The sequence below is a fragment of the Pseudescherichia sp. L3 genome, from assembly GCF_024656065.1.
In the GTDB taxonomy this organism is placed as follows: Bacteria; Pseudomonadota; Gammaproteobacteria; order Enterobacterales; family Enterobacteriaceae; genus Pseudescherichia.
In genome coordinates this window covers 805,147-817,937 of record NZ_JANKYC010000001.1, presented here as the reverse complement: position 1 = coordinate 817,937, position 12,791 = coordinate 805,147, and the positions used below count along the sequence as shown (strand labels likewise).

General features: G+C 58.6%; 11 protein-coding genes. 3 read left to right on the top strand and 8 right to left on the bottom strand.

Annotated features, from left to right (window positions below):
• Positions 1–13: 13 nt before the first annotated feature.
• The 5 genes from fabD to yceD form a co-directional block, all read right to left on the bottom strand.
• On the bottom strand, positions 14–943 hold the full coding sequence (gene fabD / locus NR795_RS03985) for an ACP S-malonyltransferase (RefSeq protein ID WP_238084348.1): 930 nt from the start codon (positions 941–943) through the stop codon (positions 14–16).
• Positions 944–960: 17 nt separating this feature from the next.
• Entirely contained in the window at positions 961–1,914 is a 954-nt protein-coding gene (locus NR795_RS03980) for a beta-ketoacyl-ACP synthase III (protein WP_144812529.1), read from the bottom strand.
• A gap of 6 nt (positions 1,915–1,920) precedes the next feature.
• Positions 1,921–2,955 carry a phosphate acyltransferase PlsX gene (gene plsX / locus NR795_RS03975; protein WP_144812532.1) on the bottom strand — a complete coding sequence of 345 codons (1,035 nt, stop codon included), beginning with the start codon at positions 2,953–2,955 and terminating at the stop codon, positions 1,921–1,923.
• A gap of 78 nt (positions 2,956–3,033) precedes the next feature.
• The gene (gene rpmF, locus NR795_RS03970) at positions 3,034–3,207 is read right to left on the bottom strand and encodes a 50S ribosomal protein L32 (protein WP_042392755.1); all 174 of its coding nucleotides are present in this window, start codon (positions 3,205–3,207) and stop codon (positions 3,034–3,036) included.
• 48 nt (positions 3,208–3,255) lie between these two features.
• Positions 3,256–3,777, bottom strand: coding sequence for a 23S rRNA accumulation protein YceD (gene yceD, locus NR795_RS03965; protein ID WP_042392753.1), 522 nt, complete (start codon positions 3,775–3,777; stop codon positions 3,256–3,258).
• A 141-nt stretch (positions 3,778–3,918) separates the two neighbouring features.
• Between yceD and NR795_RS03960 the strand changes: the two genes are divergently transcribed.
• Positions 3,919–4,503, top strand: a complete 585-nt coding sequence (locus NR795_RS03960; protein WP_257757212.1) for a nucleoside triphosphate pyrophosphatase — start codon at positions 3,919–3,921, stop codon at positions 4,501–4,503.
• A gap of 79 nt (positions 4,504–4,582) precedes the next feature.
• On the opposite strand, the gene rluC is transcribed toward NR795_RS03960, so the two are convergent.
• Positions 4,583–5,530 carry a 23S rRNA pseudouridine(955/2504/2580) synthase RluC gene (gene rluC / locus NR795_RS03955; RefSeq protein WP_257757211.1) on the bottom strand — a complete coding sequence of 316 codons (948 nt, stop codon included), beginning with the start codon at positions 5,528–5,530 and terminating at the stop codon, positions 4,583–4,585.
• A gap of 567 nt (positions 5,531–6,097) precedes the next feature.
• Here rluC and rne point away from each other — a divergent pair.
• On the top strand, positions 6,098–9,448 hold the full coding sequence (rne, locus tag NR795_RS03950) for a ribonuclease E (protein ID WP_257757210.1): 3,351 nt from the start codon (positions 6,098–6,100) through the stop codon (positions 9,446–9,448).
• A gap of 42 nt (positions 9,449–9,490) precedes the next feature.
• On the opposite strand, the gene NR795_RS03945 is transcribed toward rne, so the two are convergent.
• On the bottom strand, positions 9,491–10,426 hold the full coding sequence (locus NR795_RS03945) for a LysR family transcriptional regulator (RefSeq protein WP_144812545.1): 936 nt from the start codon (positions 10,424–10,426) through the stop codon (positions 9,491–9,493).
• Positions 10,427–10,535: 109 nt separating this feature from the next.
• On the opposite strand from NR795_RS03945, the gene NR795_RS03940 reads away from it, so the two are divergent.
• Positions 10,536–11,747: an MFS transporter gene (locus NR795_RS03940; RefSeq protein WP_257757208.1), complete on the top strand. Its 1,212-nt coding sequence runs from the start codon at positions 10,536–10,538 to the stop codon at positions 11,745–11,747.
• 80 nt (positions 11,748–11,827) lie between these two features.
• Here NR795_RS03940 and flgL read toward each other — a convergent pair whose 3' ends face one another.
• Positions 11,828–12,781 (bottom strand): flagellar hook-associated protein FlgL, encoded by a 954-nt coding sequence (gene flgL / locus NR795_RS03935; protein ID WP_144812551.1) that lies wholly within the window; start codon positions 12,779–12,781, stop codon positions 11,828–11,830.
• Positions 12,782–12,791 lie beyond the last annotated feature (10 nt).

Sequence of the window (12,791 nt, the reverse complement as noted above, 5' to 3'; positions counted from 1 at the left end):
TTGGGTTCCTTGTTTATTGCTCAGCCGCCGCTGACAGTGCCGCAGGCTCGTTAATAGCCGAGGCGGTCAGGGTGTCAACAATACGCTTGGTCAGGCCAGTAAGCACTTTGCCCGGACCGACTTCATACAGGTGCGTAACGCCCTGAGAAGCGATAAATTCAACGCTTTTAGTCCACTGTACCGGACTGTAGAGCTGGCGGACCAGCGCATCACGGATAGCTTCCGGCGAGGTTTCGCACTTCACGTCAACGTTGTTTACCACCGGAATAGCCGGCGCGTTGAAGGTGATTTTTTCCAGCTCGGCGGCCAGCTTCTCTGCTGCGGGCTTCATCAGCGCGCAGTGGGACGGCACGCTTACCGGCAGCGGCAGCGCGCGTTTAGCACCCGCTGCTTTACAGGCCGCGCCTGCACGCTCAACCGCGTCTTTATGCCCGGCAATGACCACCTGACCCGGCGAGTTATAGTTCACCGGAGAGACAACCTGGCCTTCAGCAGCCTCTTCACAGGCTTTAGCAATCGCCGCATCGTCAAGGCCGATAATCGCCGACATGCCGCCGGTGCCTTCCGGTACCGCTTCCTGCATAAATTTGCCGCGCAGCTCAACGAGGCGTACGGCATCGGCGAAATCGATCACGCCCGCGCACACCAGCGCAGAGTATTCGCCCAGGCTATGGCCTGCCATCAGCGCCGGGGTTTTACCGCCCTGCTGCTGCCAGACGCGCCACAGTGCGACGGAAGCCGTCAGCAGCGCGGGCTGGGTCTGCCACGTTTTGTTGAGCTCTTCTGCCGGGCCCTGCTGGGTCAGAGCCCACAGGTCATAGCCCAGCGCCGCAGAAGCTTCACGGAACGTCTCTTCCACCAGGGGAAACTGTGCTGCCACATCGGCCAGCATACCCACGGTCTGAGAACCCTGTCCCGGGAACACAAAAGCAAATTGCGTCATCTTATTTATCCTTAATACTAGAAACGAACCAGCGCAGAGCCCCAGGTGAAACCGCCGCCGAAGGCCTCAAGCAGCACCAGCTGGCCCGGCTTGATACGTCCGTCGCGCACGGCTTCATCCAGCGCACAAGGCACCGACGCCGCAGAGGTATTGCCGTGACGGTCAAGGGTAACGACCACTTTGTCCATCTCCATACCCAGCTTTCTCGCCGTCGCGCTGATAATGCGCAGGTTCGCCTGGTGCGGAACCAGCCAGTCCAGCTCGGCGCGATCGATATTATTCGCCGCCAGCGTCTCTTCAACGATGTGCGCCAGCTCGGTCACGGCCACTTTGAAGACTTCGTTACCCGCCATGGTCAGGTAGGTAGGGCTGTCCGGCGTGACGCGATCCAGGTTCGGCAGCGTTAACAGCTCGCCGTAGCTCCCGTCCGCGTGCAGATGGGTAGAGATGATACCCTGCTCTTCGGATGCGCTCAGCACTGCCGCGCCCGCGCCGTCACCGAAGATAATGATCGTTCCGCGATCGGTCGGATCGCAGGTACGGGCCAGCACGTCAGCGCCGATCACCAGCGCATGCTTTACCGCACCGCTTTTGACATACTGATCGGCAATGCTCAGGGCATAGGTAAAGCCTGCGCAAGCGGCAGCCACATCAAATGCCGGGCAGCCTTTGATCTCCAGCAGGCTCTGCACCTGGCAGGCCGCGCTGGGGAAAGCATGGGTCGCCGAGGTGGTGGCGACGATGATCAGACCGATCTCAGTTTTATCAATGCCCGCCATGTCGATGGCGCGCTTAGCAGCTTCGAAACCCATGGTTGCCACGGTCTCATCCGGGGCGGCAATGCGGCGCTCACGAATGCCTGTGCGGGTGACAATCCACTCGTCAGAGGTATCGACCATCTTTTCCAGATCGGCGTTGGTTCGCACTTGCTCGGGCAGGTAGCTGCCGGTACCACTAATCTTCGTATACATATACGCTCAGTCTTTTTCCGGTAACACAGATTCCAGGCGAGCGGCAATCCGTTCGGGGACGTGCCGCTGCACCGCCTGCACTGCCTGTTCAATCGCGACTGCAAACGCGCGCTGATTGGCTGCACCATGACTCTTGATCACCGTGCCGCGCAATCCTAACAGACAGGCACCATTATACTGGTCGGGGTTGAGGTGACTGAATCGCCTTGTCAGGCTTTTTTGTAACCAACGCTTTAATAAAAGCAGCCACCACGACCGTTTTTTGCCTTCGCCCTGCGATTTCAGCAACGACAGGAACATTCTGACCATGCCTTCCATCGTCTTCAACGTCACGTTGCCGGTGAAGCCGTCGCAGACCAGCACGTCCGTTTTGCCGGTGAGCAGCTCATTGGCTTCAAGATAGCCAATATAGTTGATCGATGGGATCGATTTTAGCAGCGCCGACGCATCGCGGATGCTGTCGAGGCCTTTGACCTCTTCTTCCCCGATATTGAGCAGCGCCACGCGCGGATGTTCAATACCGATGACCTCTTCAGCCATCACCGATCCCATAATGGCGAACTGCACCAGCATGGTACTGTCACAGTCAACGTTAGCGCCGAGATCCAGCACCACGGTTCTGCCCTTCTGCTGATGCGGCAGCACCGTCATCAGCGCCGGACGTTCAATACCGTCAATGGGCTTAAGCAGTAGCTTAGCCAGCCCCATCAGCGCCCCGGTATTGCCTGCGCTGACGCAGGCTTCGGCACGCCCCTCTTTGACCAGCTCAAGCGCGATACGCATAGAGCTACCCCGGCTGTTGCGCACGGCCTGGGCGGGACGGACATCACTGGCAATAACCGACTGGGCAGGAATAACCTGCAGGCGCGAGCGCTGATCAAAATCGGCTTTGGCAAGTAATGGCGTGATAGCGTCGGGATGACCGACTAACAGAAGTGTGAGTTGAGGGTTAGAATGCAGTGCCTGCAATGCTGCAGGCACTGTCACGGAAGGGCCAAAATCGCCCCCCATGACATCTAACGCCAGGGTTAGACGTGTCAAGGTATCATCGTGCCTGGTTCGGTTAACCCCCGCTTACACGGGGATTTCCTCACTAAGCTTCATCACGCTTGCGCGTGATTACTTAGTGATAACCTTGCGACCGCGGTAGAAACCGTCAGCGGTCATGTGGTGACGCAGGTGAGACTCACCAGACGTTTTGTCTACAGACAGGCTGGTGACTGCGGTCAGCGCGTCATGGGAACGACGCATGCCACGTTTGGAACGGGTTGGTTTATTTTGTTGTACGGCCATGGACCTTACTCCTCAATTACGGTAACTCCATTACTACGGAGAAACCTGTTACTTACGCTTTAAGCTGGCTAATACGGCAAATGGGTTTGGCTTCTGTGCCTCTTCAGGCAGTTCACCAAAGACCATGTCCGCGTCGGACACTTCACAGTGTTCAGAATCATGCACCGGCACTACCGGCAAGGAGAGGATAATTTCATCCTCGACCAGTGCCAGCAGGTCGATTTCACCGAATTCGTTAACCTGAATCGGTTCATACGCTTCCGGGAGTGCTTCGGCCTGCTCGTCTTTGACGATCGGGCTAAAACAATATTGCGTGTAGACCTGATGGGCAAACGTCTTGCCGCAGCGCTGACACTCGAGCGTTACCGAAACTTTTGCATCGCCGGTTAAAACCGCAAGGCGCTGGTTATCGATAGCGAACGACATGGAACATTCCACATCACTGTCTACACTGACTACGGATTCAGCGACGCGCTCGGCCTGCTCACGAGTGTATACACCCTCGTAATCAAGGCGTTTTTGAGCGGTACGAACCGGATCAAGAGTCAGGGGTAATTTTACCTTTTGCATAGGGCGCGCATATTAACTTTGTAACGTTCTGGAGTCAAAGAAAAAGGCAGTCTGTGATTGCCTTTTGCCAATTATTCGCACACATTGCGGCCTGTAGTTTAAAATGCCTGACCTCGTTATGCCATATAGGGTAGAAAAAATATGTCGAATATTATTCTTGCGTCCACGTCTTCTTACCGCCGCGCGCTGCTGGAAAAACTCGGCATTGCCTTCGAGTGCGCCGCACCGGACGTGGATGAGACCCCAGAGCCTGGCGAATCGCCGCGTCATCTGGTGCTGCGCCTGGCGCAGGCGAAGGCGCAATCGCTGGCAGAACGCTACCCTCATCACCTGATTATTGGCTCCGATCAGGTCTGCGTGCTGGACGGGGAAATCACCGGCAAGCCCCATACCGAAGAAAAAGCCTGCCAGCAGCTGATGCGTGCCCGCGGCACCATTGTGACTTTTTATACGGGGCTTGCCCTCTACAACTCGGCCTCGGGCCACCTGCAAACCGAATGCGAGCCTTTCGACGTGCATTTCCGCCACCTCAGCGAGCAAGAGATTGTGGATTACGTGCGTCGTGAAAGGCCGCTGAACTGCGCGGGAAGCTTTAAAAGTGAAGGGCTGGGCATTGCGCTGTTCGACAAGCTGGATGGCCGTGACCCCAACACGCTGGTGGGGCTGCCGCTGATTGCGCTGTGCCAGATGTTAAGACGCGAAGCGTGTAATCCACTGACGGTGTGATGTTTCCCCAGCGGCGCTTCGCTTGCATGGGCCTGCAGGTTTTGTAGGCCGGGTAAGCGCAGCGCCACCCGGCACGTAATCAGCCGCGCAGTACCTTCAGGCAGCGTTTGAGCTGCTCATCCAGCGGGGCTTCAATGCGCATAGTTTCGCCGGTTCCCGGATGGGTAAACTTCAGCGCCGCCGCGTGCAGGAAGAGCCGGTTTAACCCGGTTCCCGCCAGCTGCTTATCAAACTCGCGGTCGCCATAGCGATCGTCAAAGGCGATGGGATGCCCGGCGTGCTGGGTATGAACACGGATCTGGTGAGTACGGCCGGTAATAGGGCTACAGCGCACCAGGGTAGCAAACGCATAGCGCTCCTCAACCTTAAAGCGCGTCTCTGACGGTTTGCCTTCGCTATTCACGCGGACGATCCGCTCCCCGCTCTGCAGAATATTTTTCAGTAGCGGAGCCTGTACCGTTTTGACATGCGACTGCCACTGGCCGCGCACCAGCGCCAGGTAATCTTTTTGCATGCCTTTCTCGCGCAGCTGCTCATGCAGGGAGCGCAGCGCCGAGCGCTTCTTGGCCACCAGCAGCACGCCGGAGGTATCCCGGTCCAGACGGTGCACCAGCTCCAGGAAGCGCGCTTCCGGACGCAGGGCGCGCAGGCCTTCAATGACGCCGAAGCTCAGCCCGCTGCCGCCGTGGACAGCGGTGCCTGACGGCTTGTTCAGCAGCAGAATATGATCGTCTTCATAAAGGATGACATCCGCCAGCGCCGCTACCTTATTCAGATGCGGTGACACCGCCTCCTCTTCACGCTCGGCAACGCGCACCGGCGGGATACGCACCTCATCCCCGCCCTCCAGCTTATACTCGGGCTTCACGCGCTTCTTGTTAACCCGCACTTCGCCTTTACGCAGGATGCGGTAAATCATACTTTTCGGCACGCCCTTCAGCTGGGTGCGTAAAAAGTTATCGATGCGTTGCCCGGCGTCGTCGGCCGCGATAGCAACAATTCTTACGGATGGAGTCTCAGTTTTCATGGGGGGCGATTCTAAAAGCCTCGCCCGATTCGCGCCACTCATTTTTATGTGCTTATATTTATCTCTATCGGTGTCATGTTGACCGTCATCACGCTTTTCGCTGGGTTTTAGCACAATCCCTGGGCAAACGTGAAAAAACTGTTAGTAACCGGGTGATAAATGGCAAAAGTCATCTTGCTATAACAGATTTAGCAAGGAATAATGAGGCTGTTTTCCGCTTGAATCTTGTTAAACAAGGAAATTTGCGGAATGACCAGTTTTGCCTGTCCGATCATCCACGCAGCAATGGCGTAAGACGTATTGATCCTTCAGGCACTTAGCGGGCTGCGGGTTGCAGTCCTTACCGGTAGAGGGATCGACCCTGGAGAGTAATACCCAGGCAGTTCCCCTGATAATTGCGCTGTTTTTCCGTATGAAATACAGGCAACCGACACTCTGCGCCTCTTAAGCGTGCGATAACCGTGAGGTTGGCGACGTGAACAGACACGAGGCCATCGGTTCACCCCGGAAAGGCGTTAACTATGCCCGCAGCCTAGTCGTCAATGTAAGAATAATGAGTAAGTTACGATGAAAAGAATGTTAATTAACGCAACTCAGCAGGAAGAGTTGCGCGTCGCCCTTGTTGATGGGCAGCGCCTGTACGACCTGGATATCGAAAGCCCGGGACACGAACAGAAAAAAGCGAACATCTACAAAGGTAAAATTACCCGTATTGAACCGAGCCTTGAAGCCGCATTTGTTGACTACGGTGCTGAGCGTCACGGTTTCCTACCTCTGAAAGAGATCTCCCGCGAATACTTCCCTGCTAACTACAGTGCCCATGGCCGCCCGAACATCAAAGATGTGCTGCGCGAAGGCCAGGAGGTCATTGTCCAGATTGACAAAGAGGAGCGCGGTAATAAAGGCGCAGCCTTAACCACCTTTATCAGCCTGGCCGGTAGCTATCTGGTTCTGATGCCAAACAACCCGCGCGCGGGTGGCATCTCTCGCCGTATTGAAGGCGATGACCGTACCGAGCTGAAAGAGGCGCTGGCGAGCCTGGATATGCCGGACGGCATGGGGCTGATCGTTCGTACCGCAGGCGTAGGCAAATCTGCCGAAGCGCTGCAGTGGGACTTAAGCTTCCGCCTGAAACACTGGGAAGCGATCAAGAAAGCCGCTGAAAACCGCCCTGCTCCCTTCCTGATCCACCAGGAGAGCAACGTTATCGTTCGCGCCTTCCGCGACTATCTGCGCCAGGATATCGGTGAGATCCTCATCGACAACCCGAAAGTGATGGAGATGGCACGCCAGCATATCGCTGCGCTGGGCCGTCCTGACTTCAGCAGCAAAATCAAACTCTACACCGGTGAAATCCCGCTGTTCAGCCACTACCAGATTGAATCGCAGATCGAGTCCGCTTTCCAGCGCGAAGTGCGCCTGCCTTCTGGTGGCTCTATCGTTATCGACTCCACCGAAGCGCTGACCGCGATCGATATCAACTCCGCCCGCGCAACCCGCGGCGGCGATATCGAAGAGACGGCGTTTAATACCAACCTGGAAGCGGCAGACGAAATCGCCCGCCAGCTGCGCCTGCGCGACCTCGGCGGCCTGATCGTTATCGACTTTATCGATATGACCCCGGTTCGCCACCAGCGTGCGGTTGAAAACCGCCTGCGCGAAGCCGTGCGTCAGGATCGCGCCCGTATTCAGATCAGCCATATTTCGCGCTTCGGCCTGCTGGAGATGTCCCGCCAGCGTCTGAGCCCGTCCCTCGGCGAGTCCAGCCATCACGTCTGTCCGCGCTGTAGCGGTACCGGTACCATCCGTGACAACGAATCCCTGTCGCTCTCTATTCTGCGCCTGATTGAAGAGGAAGCGCTGAAAGAGAACACTCAGGAAGTTCACGCGATTGTTCCCGTGCCGATTGCCTCCTACCTGCTTAACGAGAAACGCGCTGCGGTAAGCGCGATCGAAGCGCGTCAGGGCGGCATTAAGTGCGTTATTGTGCCGAATGACCAGATGGAAACCCCGCACTACTCCGTACTGCGCGTGCGTAAAGGCGAAGAGACCTCGACCCTGAGCTATAAGCTGCCGAAGCTGCATGAAGAGGCGATGGCGCTGCCGTCCGAAGAGGAGTACGCCGAGCGCAAACAGCCTGAACAGCCTGCGCTGGCCACCTTCGTGATGCCTGACATTCCGCCTGCGCCTGCGCCACAGTCCGCGCCGGTTGCTGAAGAAAAAGCACAGCCAGCCGCTGCACAGCCTGCCGCTCCGGCGGAAACGGGCCTGCTGGGCCGTCTCTTTGGCGCCCTGAAGAAGGTATTCGCCAGCGAGCCTGCCAGCCAGCCGGTTGAGGTTAAAGCGGAAGAAGAAGTTAAAGAAGAGAAACCGGCCCGTTCCCAGGAGCGTCGTAAGCCGCGCCAGAACAACCGCCGTGACCGCAACGACCGCGGAGATCGTGGCGATCGTAACGAACGCCGTGACAGCCGTAGCGAAGGCGCAGAAGCGCGCGAAGGCCGTGATAACCGCGACAATCGTGATAACCGCGACAACCGTGAGCGCGACGAGAATCGCCGTGGTCGCCGTGAAAAACAGCAGCCGAACGGTGAAGTTCGCGAAGTTCGCCAGCCGCAGGCCGTTGTTGAGGACGCAGATAAGTCTAAATCCCGCGATGAGCAGCAGCAGTCCCGCCGCGAGCGCAACCGTCGTCGCAACGACGAAAAACGTCAGGCTCAGCAAGAAGTTAAAGTGCTGAACCGCGAAGAGCAGCCACTCCCGGAAGTCGAAGCGGAACAGGAAGATCGCGTTCAGGTGATGCCGCGCCGTAAACAGCGCCAGCTGAGCCAGAAGGTTCGCTTTGAGTCTGCGCCGTCTGCCGATGCCGCTGTTGATGAGATCGCTGCCGCGACGCCGGTAACAGATGCCCAGGCATCCCATACTGAGCTGGCGAAGGTAGATCTGCCTGCGGTTGTTGAGCAGCCGGCTCAGGAGCAGGAAGAGCCCAGCGAGAATCGTGATAACGCCGGGATGCCGCGCCGTTCACGTCGTTCTCCGCGTCACCTGCGCGTCAGCGGCCAGCGCCGTCGTCGCTACCGTGACGAGCGCTACCCGACCCAGTCCCCGATGCCGCTGACCGTAGCCTGTGCATCGCCGGAGATGGCGTCAGGTAAAGTGTGGATCCGCTACCCGGTCGCGCAGAACGTTGAGCCGGTACAGGATGAGACCACCGTTGAAACCGCACCGGAAGCTATCCAGCAGCCGATCGTTGAGCCAGTAGCAGAGCCGATTGCGGCATCTGTTAGCGCTGAACCTGCTGTAGTTGAACCGACAGTTGTTGAAACTGCTGTAGTTGAACCGACAGTAGTTGAACCGACAGCCGTTGAACCTACCGTTGTCGAGCCGCAAGCCGCCGTGAGCGAGCCGCAGCCTGCCGCAGTAGACACTACGCATCCTGAAGCGATTGAGACGCCGGTTGACGAGCAGCCGCAGCTGATCGCCCCGGAAGACGTGCCGGTTGCTGAGCACATCGCGGAGATCGCAGAGCCTGCTGAAGCACCAGCCGAAGTGGTTGAAGAGGTGAAAGCCGCTGAGCCTGTCGCGGAAGCGCAGCCAGAAGCTGAGGTGAAGCCAGCCGTGGAAGCGCAGCCTGTGGTTGAAGCCCAGCCTGAGCCAGAAGCGAAGCCTGCTGTCGAGCCGAAGCCGGAAGCAGACGTTAAGCCTGCTGTTGCCGCTCAACCTGTCGCCGCTAAGGCACTGCACAGCTTTGCCACCGCGCCGATGACTCGCGCGCCAGCCCCGGAATACGTTCCTGAGCCGCCGCGTCACAGCGACTGGGTTCGCCCGGCGTTTGACTTCGATGGCAAAGGTTCTGCGGGCGGCCATAGCGCTACCCATCAGGCTACCGCCCCGGCAACGCGCCCGCAGCAGCCTGAATAACGCACGCTGCGAGTAATAAGCCGACCTCCGGGTCGGCTTTTTTTATGCCCCGGAGGCGGGAAGGCGCATACCGGTAATGTCAGGAACCGCCTCGCGCATCATTTGCAAAAAGGCCCGCAGCCGGGCCGGATAGTAACGCGCCCACGGGTAAACCAGGTGCACCGGCAGCGGGGCAGGCTCCCAGTCGGGCAGCAGCCTGACCAGCCTCCCCTCACGGACATCCTCCGCCACCGCCCAGCTTGAGATGATCACCGCGCCTAATCCCTGCAGGGCCGTACTGCGCGCAACATAGAGGCTGTCGGTATAGAGCCGCGGAGCGATAGTCACCTGCTCAACCGTCCCGGCGGTATGGGTCAGGCTAATGCTGTGCTGGTAGAAAGTGCTGAGCGCCACCCACGGCAGCGCCGCCAGCTGCTGTGGCCCGGTCACCGCCGGGTAGTCAGCGAGCAGCGCAGGCGCAATCACAACGCTACGCGGCACCTCCGCCAATAGCACCGACACCGTACTCGGATCGATCTCCGCGCCGACGCGAATCGCGCAGTCGATGTTAGTGCTCAGAAAATCGACGTTTTTATCGTTTAGCATCCACTCAACCGAGAGCTGTGGATGCTGGCTAAGAAACCGGGTTAGCGGCGCAAGCAGTTGCTCCTGGCCAAAAGCGTGCGGGGCACGCACCCGCAGCGTACCGACCGGCTCATCGCCAGCGTGGCTCACCTCATCCTCCAGGGTGGACCAGGCCGATAGCAGCCGCCTGGCATGCTGGTAGCAGCGTTCGCCGTCATCGGTCAGCTTCATGGCGTGGGTCGTGCGCAGGATCAGCTTAACCCCCAGCAGCGCCTCCAGCGACTGAAGACGGCGGCTTACCGTCGCCTGGGTGGTTTCCAACAGCCTCGCGGCGGCTGACAGGGAGCCACTCTCAACGATGCGGACAAAGGTGTGCATCAGATCGACCCTGTCTATACGCTCAGTTCGCTTCATTTTATTTTTGCCTATACGTTTCGCGTATAGCTCTTTTACCATTGGACCGGCTACCGCGTCACGCCATCTTCAGCAAAAATGTCTTCACACCACCTTTGAGGACTCTATTATGAACCGTCAGGCATCACCCTTGGACGTACCGCGCTGGATTATCTTTATCCTGGCGATGGGAGCCGGATTCAGCGTTGCCGCTATCTATTATGCTCAGCCTCTGCTGCCGCTGATGGGTCGCGATCTCCATTTAACCGTTAACGGCATGGGTCTCGTGCCGACGCTGACCCAGGCAGGCTACGCGCTGGGCATTCTGTTCCTGCTGCCGCTGGGGGACCGCTACGATCGCCGTATGCTAATCCTGATAAAATGCGCCGCGCTGGCCCTCTTCCTGCTGATCTGTAGCCTGACCAGCCATCTCAATACGCTGCTGGCGGTAAGCCTGCTGCTGGGGATGGCCGCCACGATGGCGCAGGATATCGTGCCTGCCGCAGCGATACTTGCGCCAGAAGGCAAACAGGGAAAAACCGTAGGCACCGTGATGACAGGTCTGCTGCTGGGGATCCTGCTCTCCCGTACGGTAAGCGGCTTCGTGGGTGCGGCCTTTGGCTGGCGGGTGATGTACCAGCTGGCAGCGGCGAGCATCGCGTTTATTGGCGTCGTGATGTGGGCGGTGCTGCCGCGCTTTGCTACCCACTCCGACCTCCGCTATCCGGCGCTGATGCGCTCTGTAGCCCAGCTGTGGGGGCGCTACCCTGCCCTGCGCCGCGCCGCGCTGGCGCAAGGCTTTCTCTCGGTAGCCTTTAGCGCCTTCTGGTCTACCCTGGCGGTCATGCTGCTGGATCGTTTTCACCTTGGCAGCGCAGCAGCAGGTACCTTCGGGATTGCTGGCGCGGCGGGTGCGCTGGCTGCACCGCTGGCCGGGGGGCTGGCCGATCGGGTCGGGGCAGCGAAAGTCACCCAGCTGGGTGCGGCGCTGGTCACCGTCTCCTTTGCCCTGATGTTTGCCCTGCCGCTGCTCTCTACCCAGATGCAGCTGGTTGTGATTGCCATTGCGGCGGTAGGTTTCGATCTGGGACTACAGTCGAGCCTGGTTGCTCACCAGAATCTGGTTTATAGCCTTGAGCCGCAGGCGCGGGGTCGTCTCAATGCGCTGCTGTTTACCGTGGTGTTTATCGGCATGGCGGCTGGCTCTGCCCTCGGCAGTAAAATCTACACCCTGGCGGGCTGGCCTGGCGTTGTGGCCCTGGCGACGGTCTCAGGCATTATTGCCCTGGTAATCCGCCTGACAACGGGTACGCGTCGCCCAGAGGTAGCAAACGTTGGATAAAAAAAACCGCCCCGGTCAATGAGGGCGGTCTGCAAAGAGAGTGCATACCTGTCCATTTAACCGGACAGGTTTTCTTTTTATTAAGAGTTAATCTGGAACAGCGACATGCCCTGCATATCGGAAAACGCTTTATAGGATGCCTGAAGCGCTGCCTGCTGCATGGTGTAGGAGGAGATAGCCGCATTCCAGTCAACGTCAACCAGATCGCTCATCTGCTGGGTTTGACCCAGGGCGCGATCGGTGCCCAGCGCGTCAAGGTTGTCCAGCTCGTTAAGCTGCGTTCCGACTTCAGCACGTACGGCAAGCACGTTGTTAAGTGAATTGCGCAGGCCACGGTTGGTTTTATCCATTACGTCTTGCGCCTTGGTCTGGGCCGTCTCATCCCCGCTTACCGGGGTCTTCAGCGAGGCAATAGCCGAATCCAGCATGGCAAACAGGTTCGTTTCCGGGGCGGTGCCGTCTGGCTCGGGTACCGCGTTGCTGGTTACGCTGTCAAAAACCTGGGTGCCGGTGTGGGCAATCACCATTGACCGCGCGGCGTCTACCTGCTGGGTAATGGGCTGCGCGCCGCCGCCGTACTGACCGGTGGCCTGATTGAACGGTGCGCTTTCGGTTTTGTAGCCGCCAAAAATATAGCGACCGTTGCCGTCGGTGCTGTTGGCAAGGTTCATGATCTGGTCGCGAATACCTTGCAGATCGGTTGCCAGCGAGGCACGGTCGTCATCGCTCAAGGAGCCGTTGCCGCTGTTGATGACCTTGGACTGCGCGGACTGGATCGCGGTAGAGACCTGGTCCAGGATGCTGTCTTCCAGCGAGACTTTCTGCGTCGCGAAGGTGCGAGCCAGCTGATACTGGCTGTTCTGCGCCTGGGCCTGGGAGAGCACCACCGCCTGCGAGGCGGCGATAGGGTCATCAGAAGCGCGGTTGACGCGCTTGCCGGTAGACATCTGCTCCCCGTAGCCTAGCCACTTGCTCTGCGAACTGGTGACACCACGCATGTTTTGTTCATACATCATCTGAGTGCTAACGCGCATCATCAACCTC